The organism is Arthrobacter sp. SRS-W-1-2016 (genome assembly GCF_002009585.1).
Classification (GTDB): Bacteria; Actinomycetota; Actinomycetes; order Actinomycetales; family Micrococcaceae; genus Arthrobacter; species Arthrobacter bambusae_A.
The window spans coordinates 14560-35072 of record NZ_MTPV01000036.1 but is presented as its reverse complement, the minus strand read 5'-3'; the positions used below and the strand labels follow the sequence as shown (position 1 = coordinate 35072).

Annotated in this window: 18 protein-coding genes; 9 read left to right on the top strand and 9 right to left on the bottom strand. The window is 65.5% G+C overall.

Features of this window, described 5'->3' with window-relative positions:
• Window positions 1–257: 257 nt before the first annotated feature.
• A complete protein-coding gene (locus tag BMF89_RS08665) occupies window positions 258–1313 on the bottom strand; it encodes a LacI family DNA-binding transcriptional regulator (RefSeq protein WP_078106691.1) in 1056 nt (351 codons plus the stop codon).
• Window positions 1314–1480: 167 nt separating this feature from the next.
• Between BMF89_RS08665 and BMF89_RS08660 the strand changes: the two genes are divergently transcribed.
• Genes BMF89_RS08660 through BMF89_RS08650 form a run of 3 tightly spaced genes read left to right on the top strand, consistent with a single transcriptional unit; the run spans window position 1481 to window position 4727 of the window.
• Window positions 1481–2662, top strand: a complete 1182-nt coding sequence (locus BMF89_RS08660; protein WP_078106690.1) for a Gfo/Idh/MocA family oxidoreductase — start codon at window positions 1481–1483, stop codon at window positions 2660–2662.
• Entirely contained in the window at window positions 2662–3876 is a 1215-nt protein-coding gene (locus tag BMF89_RS08655; RefSeq protein ID WP_078106689.1) for a dihydrodipicolinate synthase family protein, read from the top strand. Before BMF89_RS08660 ends, BMF89_RS08655 begins: the two co-directional genes overlap by 1 nt.
• Entirely contained in the window at window positions 3873–4727 is an 855-nt protein-coding gene (locus tag BMF89_RS08650) for a sugar phosphate isomerase/epimerase (RefSeq protein WP_078106688.1), read from the top strand. Before BMF89_RS08655 ends, BMF89_RS08650 begins: the two co-directional genes overlap by 4 nt.
• A 53-nt stretch (window positions 4728–4780) precedes the next feature.
• On the opposite strand, the gene BMF89_RS08645 is transcribed toward BMF89_RS08650, so the two are convergent.
• A complete protein-coding gene (locus BMF89_RS08645) occupies window positions 4781–6853 on the bottom strand; it encodes a DUF6807 family protein (protein WP_078106687.1) in 2073 nt (690 codons plus the stop codon).
• 121 nt (window positions 6854–6974) lie between these two features.
• The gene (locus BMF89_RS08640; RefSeq protein WP_078106686.1) at window positions 6975–7811 is read right to left on the bottom strand and encodes a DUF1684 domain-containing protein; all 837 of its coding nucleotides are present in this window, start codon (window positions 7809–7811) and stop codon (window positions 6975–6977) included.
• Between the two features lie 322 nt (window positions 7812–8133).
• Between BMF89_RS08640 and ppc the strand changes: the two genes are divergently transcribed.
• The gene (gene ppc / locus BMF89_RS08635; RefSeq protein ID WP_078106685.1) at window positions 8134–10932 is read left to right on the top strand and encodes a phosphoenolpyruvate carboxylase; all 2799 of its coding nucleotides are present in this window, start codon (window positions 8134–8136) and stop codon (window positions 10930–10932) included.
• 121 nt (window positions 10933–11053) lie between these two features.
• Entirely contained in the window at window positions 11054–11359 is a 306-nt protein-coding gene (locus tag BMF89_RS08630; RefSeq protein WP_078106684.1) for a hypothetical protein, read from the top strand.
• A 19-nt stretch (window positions 11360–11378) separates the two neighbouring features.
• Here BMF89_RS08630 and BMF89_RS08625 read toward each other — a convergent pair whose 3' ends face one another.
• Complete coding sequence (locus tag BMF89_RS08625) at window positions 11379–12002, bottom strand: VTT domain-containing protein (protein ID WP_078106710.1); 624 nt, start codon at window positions 12000–12002, stop codon at window positions 11379–11381.
• Between the two features lie 57 nt (window positions 12003–12059).
• Here BMF89_RS08625 and BMF89_RS08620 point away from each other — a divergent pair, with 57 nt between their 5' ends.
• Window positions 12060–12587, top strand: coding sequence for an O-acetyl-ADP-ribose deacetylase (locus tag BMF89_RS08620; RefSeq protein WP_078106683.1), 528 nt, complete (start codon window positions 12060–12062; stop codon window positions 12585–12587).
• A gap of 43 nt (window positions 12588–12630) precedes the next feature.
• On the opposite strand, the gene BMF89_RS08615 is transcribed toward BMF89_RS08620, so the two are convergent.
• From BMF89_RS08615 to BMF89_RS08605, 3 genes are all read right to left on the bottom strand, one after another.
• Window positions 12631–13071 (bottom strand): SRPBCC family protein, encoded by a 441-nt coding sequence (locus BMF89_RS08615; RefSeq protein WP_078106682.1) that lies wholly within the window; start codon window positions 13069–13071, stop codon window positions 12631–12633.
• A gap of 345 nt (window positions 13072–13416) precedes the next feature.
• A complete protein-coding gene (locus BMF89_RS08610; protein WP_078106681.1) occupies window positions 13417–14364 on the bottom strand; it encodes an RluA family pseudouridine synthase in 948 nt (315 codons plus the stop codon).
• A gap of 61 nt (window positions 14365–14425) precedes the next feature.
• Window positions 14426–16168, bottom strand: coding sequence for an alkaline phosphatase family protein (locus BMF89_RS08605; protein WP_078106680.1), 1743 nt, complete (start codon window positions 16166–16168; stop codon window positions 14426–14428).
• Between the two features lie 151 nt (window positions 16169–16319).
• Between BMF89_RS08605 and BMF89_RS08600 the strand changes: the two genes are divergently transcribed.
• Together BMF89_RS08600 and BMF89_RS08595 are read left to right on the top strand one after the other, a co-directional pair.
• On the top strand, window positions 16320–16952 hold the full coding sequence (locus BMF89_RS08600; RefSeq protein ID WP_078106679.1) for a helix-turn-helix domain-containing protein: 633 nt from the start codon (window positions 16320–16322) through the stop codon (window positions 16950–16952).
• Entirely contained in the window at window positions 16945–17637 is a 693-nt protein-coding gene (locus BMF89_RS08595) for an ATPase (protein ID WP_078106678.1), read from the top strand. Before BMF89_RS08600 ends, BMF89_RS08595 begins: the two co-directional genes overlap by 8 nt.
• Window positions 17638–17736: 99 nt before the next feature.
• Here the strand turns inward: BMF89_RS08595 and BMF89_RS08590 are convergent, their stop codons facing one another.
• On the bottom strand, window positions 17737–18309 hold the full coding sequence (locus BMF89_RS08590) for a TetR-like C-terminal domain-containing protein (RefSeq protein WP_078106677.1): 573 nt from the start codon (window positions 18307–18309) through the stop codon (window positions 17737–17739).
• Between the two features lie 92 nt (window positions 18310–18401).
• Here BMF89_RS08590 and BMF89_RS08585 point away from each other — a divergent pair, with 92 nt between their 5' ends.
• Window positions 18402–18914: a DUF4188 domain-containing protein gene (locus tag BMF89_RS08585; protein ID WP_078106676.1), complete on the top strand. Its 513-nt coding sequence runs from the start codon at window positions 18402–18404 to the stop codon at window positions 18912–18914.
• Window positions 18915–18984: 70 nt separating this feature from the next.
• Here the strand turns inward: BMF89_RS08585 and BMF89_RS08580 are convergent, their stop codons facing one another.
• Window positions 18985–20481: a PLP-dependent aminotransferase family protein gene (locus tag BMF89_RS08580; RefSeq protein WP_078106675.1), complete on the bottom strand. Its 1497-nt coding sequence runs from the start codon at window positions 20479–20481 to the stop codon at window positions 18985–18987.
• Window positions 20482–20513 lie beyond the last annotated feature (32 nt).

Here is a 20513-nt window from a genome sequence, read left to right as displayed (position 1 = left end):
GTCCTCCTTTGGACAAGTCGTTTTGGGCCACTGGAAGGGCCTTCCCGCCTTTGGGTCTGGTTTCCAGTAGGAGGGCGGCGCCTCGCAAGAATCGGACTGAGTTTCCGCTTGGTATGCGCTTTCCCAATTGGTAAGCGCTTTCCATGAGACACCCGCCCGCCCCCGCTGTCAAGGCTAATTTGTTGCGCCGGTCACAATGGCGGACTCTCGGTCCGGCGTGATCGGTTCATCGATGGATCCGCCCCGAACCCAGGGAGCTAGGGCGAACCCGTGCTCCTGCGGAGGGTGACGCTCCCGACGACGGCGGCCGCACCGCCGTTGTCGTTGGAAAGGGTCGCCATAGTTGCAAGTCGTCCGATTTCTTCCAGCGGCAGGCTCACGGTGGAGAGCGCTGGCCGGAAGTCCCGGAGCCATTCGATGTCGTCGAACCCTGCGAGACTTGCGTCGTGGGGGACCCTGAGACCCTGGTCCCTCAATGCGGCGGCCACGCCGATAGCCATGACATCGTTCGTGCCGAAAATGCACAAGCGTTGATCCGGCGCCGATCGGTCGGACGCCTTGATCCGCCAGGCCAGTTCAATGCCGGCGTCGAAACCGCCGTTCCGGTTGAACGCAACGTGCACAATATCCGCGGCGGGCTGGCCGGCATCGGACAAGCCTCGTTGGAATCCCATGACGCGCTCATCAGAAGTGGTCAGCCCCTCCGGCCCGGCCACAATGACGAACGGCCCTTTGTGGGTACGCGCCAGATCCCGCGCCAGATCCCGCGCAAGTTGCTCGTTGGGGACAGCGATGGTGCGGTAGCTTTCCGTTTCAGCTACGCCCAGAATCGCCTGCCCGACGACGCCCACGCGCCCGCCGTTGCGACAGTAGCGGTCCAATTCGGCGGCTAGGTCGGTGTTCGCGCGGGCGTCCTCGGAACGTGTTGAGCGCGATCCTGCGATGACGATCGACTCGGCCCGCCGTGCAGCGAAGGCGGCGACAGCTTCCTTCTCCTCGGCGGGTGTGCCGTTGGTTGTGGCGAGGAGCACCATCCGGCGCTCTTGCCGCGCCGCGGCCTGGACGCCTTGCGCTATGGCGGAAAAATACGGGTCGGCGATGTCGTGCACGATCAGGCCAATGAGTCCCGTGCTCGATTTCGCCAGGGCCTGGGCCTGGGCATTCGCGATGTAGCCGAGGGTGTCGGCCGCCTGCCGGACGCGCTCGGCGATCTCCGGTGCCGGCGTCCTGGCAGAGCCATTGAGCACCCGGGAGGCCGTGGCGGGGGAGACGCCGGCCAGTTTTGCCACTTCGGACAGCGTGCTTGCAGTCACGGACAACTCCTCTTCAAAAGCCTCAGTCTCGGCACTTTCAGCAACATCCGATTATTGCAGTCCTAACCAGCCCGGGAAAGCGATTGCCAGACCCGGAGCCTCGTGTCATCATGAACGCATTGGGAATGCGCTTTCCCCTTCATTTACTTTCCATTGAAGAAGGACTCATGGGCACCGAATCTGTTACAGCAACAAAGTCCATAAGAATCGCCATGAACGGCATCACCGGCCGGATGGGCTACCGCCAGCACCTGCTGCGTTCCATCCTCCCCATCCGGGACGCCGGGGGCTTCACCTTGGCCGACGGCACCCGCGTCCAGGTTGAACCGATCCTGGTGGGCCGCAACGAAGCGAAAATCCGCGAACTCGCCGAACTCCACAAGGTTTCCGAGTGGTCCGCCGACCTCGACGCAGTCATCAATGACCCCACGGTGGACGTCGTTTTCGATGCGTCGATGACCAGCCTCCGCGCGGCGACGCTGATGAAGGCAATGCGTGCCGGGAAGCACATTTTCACTGAAAAGCCGACGGCGGAGACGCTGGAAGAAGCCATCGAACTGGCCCGGATCGGCAAGGAATCCGGCGTGACGGCTGGCGTGGTGCACGACAAGCTTTACCTGCCGGGCCTGGTCAAGTTGCGCCGCTTGGTGGACGAGGGTTTCTTCGGCCGCATCCTCTCCATCCGCGGCGAGTTCGGCTACTGGGTGTTCGAAGGCGACGTCCAGGCAGCGCAGCGCCCGTCCTGGAACTACCGCAAGGAAGACGGCGGCGGCATGACAACGGACATGTTCTGCCACTGGAACTACGTCCTGGAAGGCATCATCGGCAAGGTCAAGAGCGTCAACGCCAAGACCGCCACCCACATCCCGGCCCGTTGGGACGAACAAGGCAGGGAATACAAGGCCACGGCCGACGACGCCTCTTACGGCATCTTCGAACTCGAGACCCCGGACGGAGACGAAGTCATCGGCCAGATCAATTCCTCCTGGGCCGTCCGGGTCTACCGTGACGAACTCGTGGAATTCCAGATCGACGGCACGCACGGTTCCGCCGTCGCCGGCTTGAACAAGTGCGTCGCGCAGCAGCGCGCCCACACGCCCAAGCCCGTCTGGAACCCGGACCTGCCCGTCACGGAGTCGTTCCGCAGCCAGTGGCAGGAAGTCCCCGCCAACGCCGATCTGGACAATGGCTTCAAGTTGCAATGGGAAGAATTCCTGCGCGACGTCGTCGCCGGCCGCGAGCACCGCTTCGGCCTGCTTTCCGCAGCCCGCGGCGTGCAGCTCGCCGAGCTCGGCCTCCGGTCCAACGACGAGCGCCGCACCATCGACATCCCGGAGATCGTGCTCTGATGACTTCCCTCCTTCTTCCAAACCACGACGGCGGGACGCGCCTCTACAAGGTCCAGCCGGCCACGTCGTGGGCCAGGCCGACAGCGCCGCTGACGTCCAGGCGCGCCTACGCTGCCGCGCACGTGATCCCCGAAGCAACGGCCGACAACACTCCGGGTGCCCCCGCACGACTGGACTGGGACGCCACCATGGCATACCGGCACGAGCTGTGGTCCTACGGGCTGGGTGTTGCCGATGCCATGGACACCGCCCAGCGTGGCATGGGCCTGGACTGGGCCGCGACGCAGCAACTCATCAAACGAACCGGCGTCGAAGCGGCCTCCGTGGTGGCGTCCGGCAACGCCGCCACTGCCGGCAAGAGCGTCCAGGACCTCGTGTCCTGCGGCGCCGGAACCGACCAGCTGGACCTCGCCTCTGTTCCCGAAGGGCCAGCCGGCATCAAGGCCGTGCTCGACGCGTACCGCGAGCAGATCGCCGTCGTGAGTGAAGCCGGACCGAAGGTCATCATCATGGCGTCCCGGGCGCTGGCCAAGGTGGCTGCAAGCCCGGAGGACTACTTGCACGTCTACTCCACCCTCCTGAGCGAAGTGGACCAGCCCGTCATCCTGCACTGGCTCGGGACCATGTTCGACCCCGTGCTGGCCGGCTATTGGGGCTCGGACGATGTCGCCGAAGCAACCGAAACCTTCCTTGGCCTCATCCGCGATCACGCGGACAAAGTGGACGGAGTAAAGGTCTCGCTGCTCGACGCTTCGCATGAAGTTGCCCTGCGCGCGGCCCTGCCGGAGGGCATCCGCCTCTACACTGGCGACGATTTCAACTACCCGGAACTGATCGACGGCGACGGCGCCCACCACTCGGACGCGCTGCTGGGCATCTTCGCCGCGATCTACCCGGCCGCCTCGGTCGCCCTGCAGAAATACGACGCCGGCGACGCCGCGGATGGGCGCGCCATCCTGGACTCCACCCGCGAACTGGGCAAACACATCTTCAGCGCTCCGACGTTCTACTACAAGACCGGGATCGCCTTCATGTCCTGGCTCAACGGCAAACAGCCCGGATTCCAGATGGTCGGCGGGCTGCATTCCGGGCGCTCCGTGGTCCACCTGGCACGCACGTTCGAACTCGCCGACCAAGCCGGGCTCCTGGGCGATCCCGCGCTGGCCGCCTTCAGGATGTCCGACTACCTTCGCGTCAACGGGGTGGGCGCATGAGCGACCTTTCACACCAGGCACTGAACAGGCTTTCCTTGAACACTGCCACCACCAAGAAATGGACGCTGGCGCAGGCAGTGGACGGTTGTGTCCGGGCCGGAATTCCGGCGATCGGGCCGTGGCGGGACATCGTCGCCGACACTGGCCTGGAGAAGGCCGCCAAGCTGATCAAGGACGCCGGACTTCGCGTCTCGTCGCTCTGTCGGGGCGGCTTCCTCACCGCGGCCGACGCCGAAGGGCAGGCGGCTGCGCTGGCGGACAACCGGGCGGCCATCCTGGAAGCCGTGGCGCTGGACACGCAGGAGTTGTTCCTGGTGGTCGGCGGGCTCGCGCCGGGGGAGAAAGACGTCGTCGCAGCCCGCCAGCGCGTTGCCGATCGCCTCGAGGACCTGGTGCCCTTCGCCGTCGAGCACGGCGTCCGTCTGGTCCTTGAGCCGTTGCACCCGATGTACGCCGCGGACCGGGCGCTGATTTCTACGCTTGGCCAGGCACTTGACCTTGCCGCACCGTACGACCCGCGGGCCGTCGGCGTCGCCGTCGACACCTTCCACGTCTGGTGGGATCCGGAACTGAAACAGCAGATCGAGCGGGCCGGCCGGGAAAACCGGATCGCGTCCTACCAGGTGTGCGATTTCAACCTTCCGATCGCCCCCGACGCCCTGCTGTCCCGCGGTATGATGGGCGACGGCGTGATCGACTTCGCGACGATCGGCAGCTGGGTGCGCGACGCCGGATACACGGGCGACATCGAGGTGGAAATCTTCAACCAGGACATTTGGGACGCCGACGGCGACTCAGTCCTGGAAACCATGAAGCAGCGCTACGCGGAACTCGTGCTGCCGTACGCCTAGACATCCAACTCAAGAAAGGCGGGGCCCAGTGCGGGCCCCGCCTTTCCGCGTGCCTATCGGGTGGCGGAGACGCGGCCGGCCACCAGCTCGGCAACGTCGGCCGGGGACAACTTGGCGTCGACGATCCACACGGCGAAGGTGCGGACCAAGGAGTCGCCTGCTGTAAGGTCCACCGGCCGCTCCCAGACGAGGGCCGAACCCACTGCCGGGTAGTCCGCCATCCGGACGAACCAAGGATCCTGCGCCTCAGCCGGGGCGGCGAACACCAGGGTGGCGGGGCCTTCGGGGAAGTCCGCTGTCCAGGCCAACCAAGGAGAGGCCGAGCCATGGACTGCGGGTTCACCGCGCCCTTCGGCGGTGAAGACTTCTGCTTCGGAGCACGCAGGCAAGCGCCAAAAGAATCCGCCGTAGCCGCTTCCGAGGGCGCCGTTTGAGCCGGGGCCGCCCAGCGAGGAGTCGACGACAGCGGTCAGTTCCGTTCGTAGCTCGAGTTGCCACGTGCGGTAGTCAACCAGCAGGGAGTGGGTCGTGCGGCGTTCGCGGAGCAGCTCAGTACCGTCCGGTGCCTGCCAGCTCAGGTCCTGCTCCAGCAGGGCCGCCCCGGACGGTGCGGACTGCTCGATGATGCGGCCGTGGTCTTGCCGCTCTTCGTAACGGCCCGCAGCGCGCGTGTACGTCTTGCCGCCCCAGAAATTGCTGCCGTTCACGTCCTGCAACGCGAATCCTGCGCCGAGGTGCCAGGGGTGGTCCGCCGGGAGGTGGTCGGTGACCTTGACTCCGGCGAGTGTTCGGACCGGGTGCAGATAGGGCCTCGGTGACAGCCGCGCGGCAAGGCCTGCGCCGCTTTGCAGCGTTCCCACTACAGCAGCGCCGCCCTGTCCGACGCCGTCGGGCAGGCTCAAAACCGGCCTTTCGACGTCGACCCCGGCAGGCCGCGCCCACGGCAAGCCGAGTTCGCTGAAGGTGGCGTGCGCCGCCGTCGCGCGTTCCAGGGCGTCTTCGATTCCGTCGATCACCGCGCGGGCTGCATCACCCTCGCCCTCCCAGGTGACGTACTCCTCCGGGATCAGTGCAGGGGATTCCGCGGTGCGGATGGCCTCCAGGACCTGCATGAAGGCGCCGCTGTCCGCGAGCGGGCTGATCAGCGGCGCCACGGTTGCAGGGCCCTGCGCGGAGCGCAGCTGGTGACGATGCTCCAGCAAGTCCTCCGTGAGGTCCACCCGGCTGTACACGGTTTCGCTCTTCCCGGCGGCAGAGCTGACGGTGAGGCGGTCTTCGGTGTAGTGGAACACCGCCGTGCCCTCGCTCCCCTGCAAGGTGATGTACGGTTCCACGGATTCGGCGGCGCACAGGGTGAGCGCACATGTGATGGGCAGGCCCGCGGCGGTGCGGATCCGGATCACGGAGGTATCGTCGGATTCGATGTCATTGGCGCGGTAAAGGTCTGTTTCCACAGTGGCAAGATCGTCCGCCGTCCGCGCCCCCGCGATCCTCAGGGCGGTGGCGATGGCGTGTGCCAGCGGGTTGGTGGCAACGCCGTCCACGACGTCGATGCCGTCCAGGCTGCGTTTGCCCGCCCAGCGGGAGCGTTTGTAATAGGCGCGGTCGCGCACCCAACGTCCGGTGGCCGAGATGCCCAGAAGCGTGCCGATCTCTCCAGCCGCGAGCAGTTCCTCAATGGCCAGCAAGGCCCGGGATCCGAGGCTTTGGAAACCGACCTGGACGCTCCTGCCGGCCCCAGTGGCGGCCTCCTGCAAACGATTGAAGTCGGCCAGGGAAGCGACCGGAGGCTTCTCGAGGTAAAGGTCTGCGTGGGGGAGCGTTGCGAGGGCGAGCTGCGCGTGCGTCTGGATGGGTGTGGCCACGATAACCAGCTCGAGTGCGGGGGTTCCAGCCAGGAGTTCGTCCAGGTTGCTGAATACAGCAGTTCCGGGCGGGAGGGCGCCCGAGGTAGGCGGATTCGGATCCGCTACGGCAACGAGGCGTACGACGCCGTTGGCCTGGAGCCTTTCGAGGTTCTGCAAGTGGTGCGCGCCGAAGCCGTGGACCCCCACCAGGGCCACCCGGCTTGCTTCATGGCTGGGCTGTTTGCGTTCTGCCGGGACGGGCGTGGACAGGGTGCCCATGTCTCTCCTCATCTATCCCCGTGGCGGGGTTGCTGACGTCGGTGTCGTTCCAGGAGCGCTTGGTAAGCGCTTTCCAAGAAGAGTGTAGCGTGCCTTATGGGAGATGTAACGCCTTTTGGTTTTAGACGATCCGGCCTGCCGGCAGTTTCTCCCCGGCCTCGATCGCCGCATCGATCGAATTTCCCGCCACGGGCATGGGGCACGTGCCATACGGGGTGAAGGCACTGGGGTAGTTGATGGCGCGGTTGAAGTCGAGCACTACCGAACCGTCAGGCCGGGGGCGCGAGACGGACAGCTTGCGCCATTCGTCCGTGGTGTTGCCGTTCGTTTCGTCGTGGAAAGTGACAGTGAGTGCTCCGAGTTTCTCGGCCTCGGCGTGCAGGCGGATCTCGTGGGGCAGGCCCGGCGCCCGGAAAACCACCTCGCCTACGGATCGGTGCACCCCGTCCACCAAGGGGTTGGCTGTCCCGATCGGAACATCCACCGGTTCGGGGTAGGCCTCGAAGCGGCCTTCAAGCACCCAGTCCGGGTTGTATTCATAGGTGGGCACGGCGTCGAACTCCGTCAGTACCGGCGAGGAGTTGTCCCGGGTGCGGATGGCATACTTGTCCGCGCGCATGGCCAGCTCGACCACCACCTCTGTGCCATCCGCGCCGCCGAACTGCACCCACATGAGCGATTCCTCGTCCTGGAGGGTGGCCGAAATCGTGCCGTCCACAGGAGCTCCCGTCTCCACGAGCGTGAGCCCATCGGCCGCGCTCGCGGTGAGTGTCGCCGTCGTGCCGTCCGTCGACCAGAGCCCCGGGACGAGTTCGACGGCGGCGGGGGCCGATTCGAGCCACTGGAAGGAGGTGAGGGTGAGCCAGCCGTGGTCCGCTGCGAGGGCGGCGTTGCGGCCGTTGCGGAAACGCTGCCAACGTTCCAGCTGGGCGTTGCTTGCGGGGGCTGTTGCGCTCATGGTTCCTCCGGCGGCTTGGACGGTGTTCTTGGCTTAACCATGCACCCGTCGCCGCCATTCCCGGAACCCAACTGTCTCGCATTAGATGTCGTTCTGAGGGCCGATAACGACAACAACTGCGAGTCAGTTGGGCGGCGCGGCAGCCCGGGCGGGCGGCCAGGGCGGACGCCCAGGGCGCGCAGGTGGAACCTGCGACAACATTTGAGACGGATTGCCGGCCGTGTATGGGCTGCGGGTAGGATTCCTTTGGAAATATCAGTAATCCGGCTCACAGTATCCAGCGCAGTGTACGGGCCACACCCAACGCCAGAAGGTATTTTTCATGGTTGACACTGCACATCTCAGCACCGACCTTGCCGCGGAATTGCGGGCCGATGTCCGCCGCGTCTCTACGCTTCTCGGAGAGTCGCTGGTTCGCCAGCACGGGCCCGAGTTGCTTCAGCTCGTCGAGCAGGTGCGCCTGCTCACCAAGGAATCCAAGGAAGCCGCCCGCGGCGGCGCCGACGCTACAGGTCCGTGGAGCGCGCACGACGTCGTCGCCCAGGTCCGGGAGCTGCTCGCCTCGTTGCCCCTTGAGGAAGCCACTGAGCTGGTCCGCGCCTTCGCCTTCTATTTCCACCTCGCCAACGCCGCCGAGCAAGTGCACCGCGTCCGCGGACTGCGCACCCGCCAGGAAAAGGACGGCTGGTTGGCCAAAGCCGTGGCCGAGATCGCCGACGAAGCCGGAACCAAAGCCCTGCAAGATGTCGTCAACGAGCTGGACGTTCGTCCCATTTTTACCGCGCACCCCACCGAAGCCTCCCGCCGTTCGGTGTTGGACAAGATCCGCAAGCTCTCCGACGTCCTGGCAGAATCCACCCTTGAGGGCACGGCCGCCCGCCGTCGACAGGACCGTCAGCTCGCCGAGATCATCGACCAGATGTGGCAGACCGACGAACTGCGCCAAGTCCGCCCCACTCCCGTGGACGAGGCCCGCAACGCCATCTATTACCTGAGCAGCATCCTGACCGATGCCATGCCGGAGATGCTCACGGACCTTTCCGAACTGCTGGGCGAGCACGGCGTCGTGCTGCCCGCGCATAACGCTCCCATCCGCTTCGGTTCCTGGATCGGCGGAGACCGGGACGGCAACCCCAACGTGACCGCCTCCGTCACGCGGGAGGTCCTGCAGCTGCAGAACCAGCATGCCGTGCGGATCAGCATCTCAATGATCGACGAACTGATTTCCATCCTCTCCAACTCCACAGCCCTGGTGGACGCGGAAGAGGACCTCCTGGTCTCGATCGCCGTCGACCTCAAGAACCTGCCCGGCCTCGACAAGCGCATCCTGGAGCTGAACGCGCAGGAGCCCTACCGCCTCAAACTGACGTGCATCAAGGCCAAGCTGATCAACACCGGCCGCCGCGTGTCCGCATCCACCCATCACGAGCCCGGCCGTGACTACGCCTCCACCTCGGAACTTCTCGCAGAGCTGGAACTGCTGGAAGCCTCGCTGCGCAAGCACTCGGCCGTTCTCGTGGCCGACGGCGCGCTGGCCCGGGTCCGCCGCGCGATCGCTTCCTTCGGGCTGCACTTGGCGACCCTCGACATCCGTGAACATGCCGACTACCACCACGACGCCGTCGGGCAGTTGATGGACCGGATCGGCGTCGGGACCCCCTATGGCGAGTTGAGCCGCGCCGAACGCTTCGAGCGGCTGAGCGCGGAGCTGGCTTCGCGCCGCCCGCTCTCCGGCCACCCCATCAAGCTCGACGGCGACGGCGACCGCACCTACGACGTCTTCCGCAGCATCCGCCACGCGCTCCAGACGTACGGGCCCGACGTCGTCGAAACCTACATCATCTCCATGACCCGCGGCGCGGACGACGTCCTGGCCGCCGCGGTGCTGGCCCGGGAAGCCGGACTGATCGACCTGTTCGGCGCGGCTCCGTATGCAAAGATCGGCTTCGCCCCGCTCCTGGAGACCGTCGAGGAACTGCGTGCCTCGGCCGAAATCGTGGACCTGCTGCTCTCCGACCCGTCGTACCGTTCCCTGGTAAGGCTGCGCGGGGATGTCCAGGAGATCATGCTGGGCTACTCGGACTCCAACAAGGAATCCGGCGTCATGACCAGCCAGTGGGAGATCCACAAGACCCAGCGCAAGCTGCGCGACGTCGCCGCCAAGCACGGCGTGAACGTCAGGTTGTTCCATGGCCGCGGCGGCTCCGTGGGCCGTGGCGGCGGGCCAACCTACGACGCCATCATGGCCCAGCCGAACGGCGTGCTCGAAGGCGCCATCAAGTTCACCGAGCAAGGCGAAGTCATCTCGGATAAGTACTCCCTGCCGGAGCTTGCCCGCGAGAACCTGGAGCTCTCCCTGGCCGCCGTGATGCAGGGTTCCGCGCTGCACCGCGACCCGCGTACCTCCGACGACGAGCGCGAACGCTATGGCCAGGTCATGGAAATCATTTCCGACGCCGCGTTTGCCCAATACCGCTCGTTGATCGACGATCCGGACCTGCCGGCGTACTTCCTTGCCTCGACACCGGTGGAGCAGCTCGGATCCCTGAACATCGGCTCGCGTCCCTCAAAGCGGCCTGATTCCGGTGCCGGACTCGGCGGGTTGCGTGCCATCCCGTGGGTCTTCGGTTGGACCCAGTCGCGGCAGATCGTCCCGGGGTGGTTTGGCGTGGGCTCAGGCTTGAAGGCCGCCCGCGAGGCAGGCAACACCGCCGAGTTGGCCGAGATGATGAAGCGCTGGCACTTCTTCCAGTCCGTGATTTCCAACGTGGAGATGACGCTGGCAAAAACGGACATGGACATCGCCGGGCACTATGTGTCTTCGCTGGTTCCGGAAGAGCTGCACCACCTGTTCAAGGCCATCCGCACTGAGTACGATCTCACGGTTGCCGAAGTGGAACTCCTGAGCGGCGAAACCGAGCTCCTGGAAGCCCAGCCGACCCTCAAGCGTTCCCTCGAAATCCGCGACCAATACCTCGACCCCATCAGTTACCTGCAGGTGGAGTTGTTGCGCCGCGTCCGCGAAGCCTCCATTTCCGGGGCCGAGATTGACGAACGCCTCCAGCGGGCCATGCTCATCACCGTCAACGGCGTGGCCGCAGGCCTCCGCAACACGGGATAACGGGTCCTTCCCTTCCGACGCCCGCTCACTTATATGGGTGCTTTTGGAAACCCTCGCTCACTCATGTGAGCGGGCGTCGGCCCGAAAGGCTTGTTTGTGAGCGAGCGTTTAGGGTTGAGGGATGCCGTCGTTCCAGACCAAGTTGAAGATCACCGGGCTCAAGCCGGGCAATCCGCCGGAATCGGTCATGGCCGCTGCGCTCGAGGCCTTGGAAACCCGGCACCACGTGGAATCCAAACAGCTGGACATTGTTGGCGGCGTCGCCCAGATCAGCCTCCGCTTCCTGGTGGAGCCGCGCGACTACTCGGGTGAGAACAGCGAGGCCCGCGCGTCGGCAGCCATGATGCGCGACGCCGTCGAGCGCGTAGCACTCACAGGGAACCTTTACGTGCTCCGCCGCCAGCGGGGGAAATGGTCGCCGGTTTGAGCCCGACGGCGGGACGCGCCTAAAGGTGCGGCGGCTCGCCCGGCTCGTCCACTGGCGAGCGGTCGCCCCGGCGACGGGTGACGAGCACGCCAACCACGATGCCGATCAGCAGCCCCACGCCGACGCCGATCAGTGAGCTCGCCCAGAAGGGAAGCTTCGTCGTCGAACCGGCGAAATAGCCCAGCCCTATCTGCCACGCGGCCCACAACAGCCCGCCCAAGCCAGCGCAGAGACTGAACCCGCGCGAGGAAACGTCGGCAATTCCCGCAGCCGCCGACGCCGCAAGCCGGCCTCCCAAAATGAACCGGCCGCCGATAATCCCGCCATACGTGGAGGAGCGGCCGGCCTTGGCGATGGCCTGATGGATGCCCCGGTGGACTTTGCGGCCCCAAGACCAGCGGTCCAGGACATGTCCCAGACGGCGCTTGAAGAGCTGGAAGACGAGGATGTCGCCCAGCCACGACGCGCCGGCGGCCAACAAACCCAAGAGCCACGGGTTGACGCGGCCCTCCGCGGCCAGAGCCCCACCGGTGATCACCAGCATCCCGGACGGTATGGGCGGCAAGATCGCGTTGCCCACCACCATGGGGATGATCCAGACATAGATCGCTGCCCCCCAGTCTTCAGCGGTGGTGATGTCCATGGCCACAAATTACCCCACTTTGGTGCGTCCGCCGGAGCGCCGTGCAAGACTAGCGCCATGCGGCTCGAAATCCTGCAAGGTGACATCACCACGCGCGACGTCGACGCGATCGTCAACGCCGCCAACTCGTCTTTGATGGGCGGCGGCGGAGTTGACGGTGCCATCCATCGCGCGGCTGGCAGACAGCTCCTGGCAGCGTGCATGGAGGTGCGGGAGGGGTATCCGCACGGACTGCCAGTGGGCCAGGCTGTGGCCACCCCCGGGTTCAAATTGCCTGCACGGTGGGTGATCCACACCGTTGGCCCCAACCGGCACGCGGGCCAGAACGATCCCGAACTGCTCGCTTCTTGTTTCCGCGAAAGCCTGAAAGTGGCGGCGTCCCTCGGGGCGGGTTCCGTCGCGTTTCCCGCAATCAGCGCAGGGGTCTACGGCTGGGACCCGCGCGAAGTCGCCACTGTAGCGTTCGACGCCGTCAGCCGGTTCGACGCCGTAAGCTCGAGCGAGCTGGAACTCGTCGAATTTGTGTTGTTCGGCGCAGAGACGACGGAGGTATTCCGGAGCGTGTTCGGGGCTTCGGGAGAGTAAGGGAAGCGCGCGGACTTTCGCGGGCGGGCTTTCGCGGGTGGCGTCAGGCGGACTGCGCCTCAAGCACGGACTTCAGCTGCGCGAGCTGGCCGACTTCCGACTCCATGGTCTTGGTGATCATCGAACCCATGAGCTTCATGAAGCCCTTGGGCTGGAGGTCCAAGGCAAAGCGTACGGTCGTGCCGCCGTCGTTCTCGTTCAGGGTGAAGGACCCCGTTGGGCGGGCCGGGCCGGCAATGACCTGGAAATCGAGTCGCTCGCCCGGCTGGGCAGCGATGATCTCGTAGTCGCCGGCGATCGTGCGGCCACCGGGGCCTGCCATCGTCTGGGAGTAAACAGCACCCTTGTTTCCTGCTTCTCCGCTTGCGAGGGCGACAGTCTTCACACCCGGACGCCACAGCTTGTTGTTCAGCCCGTCCGCCAGGAAGGCGTAGACGTCGTTTGCGGGGCGGTTGATCGAGACTTCGTTTTCAGCGTGGGCCATGTGGTTCCTTTTCGCGAGACCGAACACCGCCCGCGGTCGTTGGGCCGGCAAAACCGAGCATATACGCCCGGTCCAGTCGGCATCCTTGAACGCGCCATTGTTTCGCCGCCGCGCCCCCAGTCGCCCGACGCCCGCTCAGGTATGTGGGTGTTTGGCCGCACCCTCGCTCAGGTATGTGGGTGTTTGGCCGCACGCCCGCTCACGTATAACCACAAGGTGGACATGTTCCCCAGCTTGGGTGAGCGAGGGTTTGGGGGAAGGGCGCCATGTGTGAGCGAGGGTTTGGGGAAAGGGCGCCATATGTGAGCGAGGGTTTGGGGGAAGGGCGGCATAAGTGAGCGGGCGTTAGGCGGGGAGGGCTTCGCTCAACTGAAGGCGGCTGCGGTACTCCACAGGTTGCTTGCTGATGGGGTCAACGAAGCGGATGCCGCGGGCCAACAACTGCAGGGGCTTGGAGTAGTCGTCCGGGGCCTTGTCCAGGAGTTCGGGGTAGAACGCGTCGTTCACGATTCCCAGGCCGAGCGAGGCCATGTGCACGCGAAGCTGGTGGGTCTTGCCGGTGTGGGGCTCAAGGCGGTACAGCGCCCGGCGAGTGGTGCCGCCGTCGTGAGTGCCGCCGTCGAACGTTCTCAGCAGCTCAATGCGGGTCTCCGCGTTGGGTTCGCCGTCGATCACTTCGGCGAGGAGGTAGCTCCGGGATTTGGTCATGCGGTTGCGCACGACGGCGGGGAGCTCGACGGCGGGAAAACCTGCGGCAGGTGCCGCGGCGGAGACACACTCGTACTCCTTTTGCACCTGCCGTTTTTCGAAGAGCACTTGGTACTTGCCGCGGGTCTCCGGATTGGTGGAGAGCAGCAACACTCCGGCGGTCATACGGTCGAGCCGGTGCATCGGGATGAGGTCCGGCAGGTCGAGCTGGTTCCGGAGCCGGACGAGCGCGGACTCCTGGATGTACGTGCCGCCCGGGGTGGTGGGCAGGAAATGCGGCTTGTCGACGACAAGGAGATGCTCGTCGTGGTGCAGGATGCTGATCTCCACGGGCATCCGCGTCTCCGGCGGGAGGGTGCGGTAGTACCAAATGAAGGTGTGTTCTTCGAGGGGAGTGCAGCGGTCAAGGGGCGCGCCGCCCTCGCTGACGATTTCGCCGGCGTCGAACCTGTCTTCGATGCCCTGGGGGTCGATATGTCCCCAGCGGTGCATCATGTAGTCCATCGCGGTGTCCCAAGGCCCCTCGTCCGGAAGGCGCAGGCGGGTGGCGTTGACGCCGTCGCGCACTGGAAGGGGGGATTGCATCACCGGTCTATTCTACCGGGGCCGCAACAAGGGCGGCCCCGGCGCCCCGGGGCCCAAACACCTAGTACGTTGTGCCGCCCGGCAAGATGACGGGTTTGAGGGGTTGCTGGTTGAAGTTGAAGTCGTTCACCAAGTTGCCGAGCTGGGGGTTGTCCTCACGGACGCCTGGCCGCGGGTCGGGACGTCCGTCGGTGGCAGGGTCGAGGCGTTGGCCGTGAAGGAAATCGTCTTCGATGAACTTGGCGTAGGCGTCGTGGCTGAGGACTTGGTGGTCGATGTTGCCCTGTTTGGCGTAGGGGCTGATGACGATTCCCGGGACCCGGAGGCCGTAGCCGTTTTGGTCCACGGTGGGCGGGGTGACGTGGTCGTAGAAACCGCCCCAGTCATCCCACGAGAGGAAAATGGCGGTGCTGTTCCAATCCGGGCCCGACATGACTGCATTGATGAGGCCCGTAACGTAGGCCTGACCGGTGCTGACCAGCGCCGGCGGGTGTTCGCTGACGGCTCCGGTGGGGTCGATCCAGCTCACAGCGGGCAAGGTGCCTTTTTTGGCTGCGGTGTAGAAGTTGCTGAGGGACTGGATGTTGCCGAGCTGGCCGTCCTGCTTCACGGTGTCGAAGTAGGGTAGCGGATTCCAGATGCCCGGTGTCTTCGCGTTCTGCGCCACGGGAGTGCAGGTCATGGCTGCGTCGTCTTGGCAGTCCGGCTCGGTGCCGTTGAAGACGTAGTAGGCCCAGGGCACGTTCTGTTTGTGCAGCAGGTAGGTCAGGTCCGTCCAGGCGTAGTCAGGTGGAGCAAGGAGCTTGGCGGCGGCCAGGAGCTTTTGCTTGAGCGCGTCGGGGAGGGGTGCTTTGTCGATCGCGGCCTGGCAACTCGTATAGGAGTCCGAGCCCGCGCAGTTTTTCGTGATGAGGGTGTGCAGTTGGGCGGCAATGTCCGGGGTGATCCCGGCCGCGGCGAGCGCGTCCTTACAGGCCGTGTTCTGCAGGCCGGCCCGGCATTTGCCGATGATGGTGGACTGGATCGCGGAGGTGAAGTCCGGCGGGCTGCCCGGATTCTGGAGGGCATTCACGCAGGATTGCGGATCGCCCGCCCGGCTGCACTTGGCCGACCATTCCGAGACCATGTACAGGTGCTCGGGCAGGCTCCAGGATGCGTTGGGTTCGAACATATGGTCCTGCAACGTGAAGTCTTTTGCGTACGCCCAGTAGTTGGGGATGTCGCGCGCATCGTGGTAGCCCATGACATCGCTTTGCGTTCCGCCCGCGCAGCCTGGGGCGTTGGGTGCGCAGTTGGAGGCGGCTTTCTCGGCTTGGGCGATGAAGCCGTCCATTTTCCCGCCGTTGATGTCCGCCGTCGCGTTGTTCTGGCTGTGCGGGCCGCCGGAGTTCCGGTCGGAGGGGTCGTAGTACGGTTTCACGCACGCGCCGTGGGCCGGATCCGGGACGCACACCGCCGGGGATCCGTTCTGCATCGGAATCCCGTCCGCTCCGGGGAACGTGCCGAAGTAGCTGTCGAACGAGCGGTTCTCCTGCATGATGACGATGACATGCTGGATCTTCGAGATGCCGGTATTCGCCGAGGTGCCTGCCGCGGCTCCGGCTGCAGCGGGTGTGCTGACCGCCACCCATGACGCGGACCAGAATGCGCCGAAAAAGACGGCGGCGCCAACAATCGCGATGACCCCGACGATGGACAAGGCAGCGAGGCCCGGACGCCGTGAGGCCCAGGCCCGGATCCGCCGCCTGCGACGCCTGACTGGCCGGTCGGCTCCGGACTCAGCGGGCGGACTATTGAACCTCATCTTGCACCTCACGAACGGTGATACCCGCAGGGTACTCCTTCGCTGACCCCAGCGGTACAGGCTCGCATGACGCCCAATGACCGAGCCGCGCCATCTTCCGACGATAAAATAGTTCTTGACAATAAAAGTTGTCGGTGGCCAGAATGGAAGCATGTTGGACATCGAAGTGATCGAGGATCCCGCCGCGGCGGAAGCGTCGTTGGACCCGATCCGCACCCGTATTCTGCAGGAGCTTGTCGAGCCCGGTTCCGCCACGCAGCTGGCGGTCAAAGTGGGCCTGCCCCGGCAGAAGGTCAACTACCACCTCAAGGCCCTCGAGCGGCATGGGCTCGTCGAACTTGTGGAGGAACGGAAGAAGGGCAACGTCACCGAACGCGTTTTGCGCGCGACGGCGGCGTCGTACCTGATCTCGCCGGTGGCGCTTGCATCCGTGGCGCCGGATCCCCGACGCTTCTCGGACCGCTTTTCCGCTTTCTGGCTCCTGGCGCTCGCGGCCCGGACCGTCCAGGAGATGGGCAAGCTGATAGCAGGCGCCGCCGCGGCCAAGAAGACGCTTGCAAGTTTCGCGATCGACGGCGAAATCACCTTCCGCTCGGCGTCGGACCGCGCCGCTTTTGCCGAGGAACTCGGCGTCGCGGTGACCCGGCTCGTGGATAAGTACCACGACGGCGGAGCGGCCGCGGTGGCGAGCGGCGCGCGCAAGCACCGGCTCGTCGTCGTACTTCATCCCGCGCTCAAGACAAACACGCAGCACTCTCCAGAAAAGGAACAGGACAATGACTGACAACCGTGAATTCGAAATCGTGGCCGACACCGAACTGCCCGGCACTCCTGAACGGGTCTGGCAGGCTGTCACCCAGGACACCTCGGCCTGGATGTTCCCCACCGATCAGTGGCCGGCCGTGAAAACCGTCGACGAATACCCCACCCACCTCGTGACCCGGATGGAGGGGCCGGACGGCTGGTTCAACCAGCTCGAGCACGTACTCGAACCGCTCGACGGCGGCCGGGCCAAGCTGCACTATGTCCACAGCGGTATCTTCGCGGACAACTGGGAGGGGCAGTACGACGGCGCCAGCAAGCACACCGAGTTCTACCTGCACACCCTGGGCCAGTACCTTCAGTACTTCGACGGCAAGCCTGTCGTCTTCACCGACATCCAGGGTCCGGCGACCTCGCAGACGCCCGACGGTTTCGTGAAGCTGAAGAAAGCGCTCGGCGTGGACGGTATTGCGCAGGGTTCGACGGTTCAGGTGGACGTCGACGGCGTGGGGCGGCTGAGAGGAGAGCTCGACTTCTCCAACCAGCACTTCCTGGGCCTGCGGACCGCCGACACGCTGTACCGCTTCTTCGGCCGCAACTCCTTCGGAGCCCCCGTGGGCATGACGGTGCACGATTTCAGCGGCAGCGGCGATTCCGAACTGACCGCTAAGGCCTGGGGCGGGTTCCTGGAGAAGGTGTACGCCTAAGTCCTCCGACGCGTAGAACGCGCCGACGCGCAAATGGCCTGGCGACCCCGGAATTCCGTGGTCGCGAGGCCTTTTGTGCGTCGCAGGGCAATTCGGGCGTCATTGCCAGCCGCGCGCCACCGCATCCAACGCCGCGGCGTAGATCCCTTCCCAATCGGTTCCGGAGTCATTCATGTTCGCCAATTCCAGGCTCACCAGTCCGTGGACCTGCCCCCAGATGGACATGGCGATCGTTGCGGCATCATCGCGGCGAATAGTCCCCGCTTCCTGTGCGGCATTCACGGCTTCCACCAGCGGAAGCATGGCCTCCGAGGCGACTGCCGGCGTCGGGCTGCAGTCCACATAGCCGGCGAGGATGCCGCCAAACATGAGCCGGTACAAGGCCGGATGTTCCAGTGCCCAGGAACGGTAGGCGAGGCCCAGGCCTCGGAGCCCGCCGCTTTCGGCGAGCCGCTGCGAGTCGCCGAACGAGCGGAATCCGTCGTCGACGGCGGCCGTCAGCAACTGTGCCTTGCCGCCGAAGAGCGAGTAGATCGCCGTCGTTGAGGTCTCGGCTGCCGCGGCAACGTCCCTGAGCGTGACTCGCGCCGGGCCATCCCGGTCCACGAGCTCGGCGGTTACCTGAAGGAGCCGCTGCCGGACGAGCTGGTCATGAACGATGGGTCTTGCCATGCCTTCAAGTGTTTCATAACATTGTTTTGTAACGACGTTATGAAACTCGACCAGCGGAACTTGAGCTACCGTTCCCAGACCGAAGGATTCAGATGGCACAGGAAATCTTCCCCGGACGCTTCACGGCCGACATCGGGCGCGAGTCGGTGACCGTATTCCTTATCGGAATGCGGGCCAACCGTTGGTGGAAGATCGGCAAAGTGGCGCGCGTGGCCTCGGCAATGCCCACCATGCTCCGCCATCTCGCCGAGCATCCGGAGTCCGGGATGCTCGGCTGCGAGCAGTGGTTCGGGCGCACCACCATGTTGCTCAGCTATTGGGAGAGCCTCGAGCATCTCAGGCGCTTCGCCGCGGACAGGGATTCGCCGCACGTGGGGCCGTGGCGACGCTTCATGAAGGAAGTCTCGGGAAGCGGAGACATCGGAGTGTGGCACGAAACCTATCAGGTGCCGGCGTCGGGAATTGAGGTGGTGTACAACGGCATGCCGCAGTTTGGCCTGGCCAAAGCCACCTCGCATGTCCCGGTCGGTCCTGGCAGCAACACCGCCAAGCAGCGCATGGGTTCCTCTTCCGCGCCGCGCATGGGCTCCGCACGACCCAACTGACTCGCAATAAATGTCGTTCTGAGCCTTCAAAACGACAACGAATGCGAGCTAGTTGGGGGAGTCGCGGGATTTAGGCGACCGCGGCGGGTTCCTTGGGCGCCTTCAGGGTGGTCCGGAGCTGCGGTGAGGCGTCGATCCGCGCTTGGGCATCGCGCAGTGCCAGCACCGCCGTCTCGAGTTGTGCCGGGGCCAGCGTGTACGGGACGCGCATGAAATGTTCGAAAGCCCCTCCGACGCCGAAGCGCGGCCCGGCTGCCAGCCGGACGCCGAAGTCCGGGGCGACGACGGTGAGCGCCGTGCTCGACGGCGTGGGCAGTCTGCACCATGCTGTCAGCCCGCCGCGCGGACGTTCCACGTGCCAATCGGGCAGGTGCTCGGCCAGTAGTCCGAGGAGCGCTTCCCGGTTCCGCCGCAGCTCCGCTAGCCGGGCGTCCAATGGTTCGGCGAAGGCCCTGAGCAACCGGGCCGCAGCCAACTGCTCGACGACGGGCCCGCCCAGATCCATCGTGGTCCGGGTCTGTATGAAGCGACTGATCGAGTCCTCATCTGCGCGGATCCACCCCGTCCGGAGCCCGGCCCAATGTGATTTGCTGAGCGAACCGATGGTCACCACCGCCGGACTGAACGCCGCGAGCGGCGAGGTGCTGACGTCGTCGAGGTTCAGCTCGCGCAGCGTTTCATCCACCACCAAGACAGTGCCCGTCCCTGCCGCCTCGCGGACCAGCCGGCGGCGCTGAAGGTTGGACATGATCCGCCCAGTGGGGTTGTGGAAGTCCGGCACGAGGTAGGCCATGGCCGGGCGTTGGTGGCGCATTGCCGCCACCATCCCGTCGATATCCCAGCCGCCCGACGCCGGCTCGACGCCACCGCCCGACGCCGGCTCCGCGACAGGCTCCGCCGCCGGCGGCATGGGCACCGGTACCGTGCGGGAGCCCGAAGCGCGGATCGCGTCGAGCGCGTTGGGGTAGCTGGGATGCTCCACGAGGACCTTCTGCTGCCGCCCGGCGAGGGTCCTCAAGATGATGTTCAGCGCGTGCTGGGCTCCCGAAGTCACCAGTATCTGCGCGGCCGTTGTGGGGATGCCGGCTGCCGTGTAGCGGTCCGCGATGGCCTCCCGGAGCGGCGGGAGGCCCACTGCGTCGTAGCCAAAACCGGGCAACAGCGCCGGGAGGTCGATCAACGCGTCGGCGAATGCCCGGTGCACCACCTCGCCCGTGGCCGGGAGTGAAGCATAGGCGAGGTCAAGAATCCCCTCCGGAACGGCCAGTCCCGGTCCACTGACCGGAATCGTCCGGTGCGGAATGCCCGTCCGGCCCCGGCTGCCCTGGCCGCCACGGAGGAATCCTTGCTCGCGCAGGCTGGCGTAGGCGGCGGTGACTGTGGTCCGGCTGACGCCCAGGGTGACGGCAAGCGCCCGTTCGCTGGGCAGCGCGACATCGAGCGGGATGCGCCCGTCCATCACCAAAAGGCGTACGACGTCGGCAAGCTCGCGATAGGCGGGAGCGGCGCCGGTGTTCCACGCCCCGAGGAGACGCAGCATGGCTGTGGGGTTCAGGGATCCGGGCATAAGACCAGTATTGCAAACTGGCTATGGAAAGC